General features: G+C 63.6%; 1 pseudogene. It reads left to right on the top strand.

Annotated features, from left to right (window positions below):
- Window positions 1-438: 438 nt before the first annotated feature.
- Window positions 439-550, top strand: a pseudogene (locus WN73_RS11605) (heat-shock protein); the annotation flags it as partial.

Raw genomic sequence — 550 nt, 5'->3', positions numbered from 1 at the left:
GTTCTGCCCGATGGCGTCTGCCGGACCCGAGAGGCATCCGGCGCCACGCTCCCGCGTGGCTGCACAAAAACTAGGATGGGGCGATTTTGTTTCAAGGGGAGTGTAGGACGCGAAAAGCGACTGGCCGACGGACCGGTCGTGCCACACGAAGAATCCGGGAAAGTCGAATGTCGCCGCGTCGGCCGACGACGGGCAAAGACTCGGAGCGGGCCTCATGTCGCCGCCGCCCCGGTGGCGCAGCGGAAGCCCGTTAACCAGACGGCCCGGCGGGCTGAAATTTTCCGGGCCTCCCTTGAAACCAAATTCGGTTTCTCTAATTTTCGAGTCGCCGCCGCAGGGCGGCTCTCCGGGCGCCTGACGGGCTCGGGAAATCCAGAGACGGGCACCGGTCGTGTCCGGTGCCGCTCGTAACCATTTTGCTCCGTGGAGGATCTGGCTATGCGCAGTTACGACTTCTCACCACTCTGGCGTTCGACCATCGGCTTCGATCGCCTTTTCGACCTCGCTGAATCCGCCCAGCGCGCGACCGAGGACAATTACCCGCCCTACA

The sequence above is a fragment of the Bradyrhizobium sp. CCBAU 45394 genome, from assembly GCF_028128655.1.
Classification (GTDB): Bacteria; Pseudomonadota; Alphaproteobacteria; order Rhizobiales; family Xanthobacteraceae; genus Bradyrhizobium; species Bradyrhizobium diazoefficiens.
This window is presented reverse-complemented; position numbering and strand designations above follow the sequence as displayed.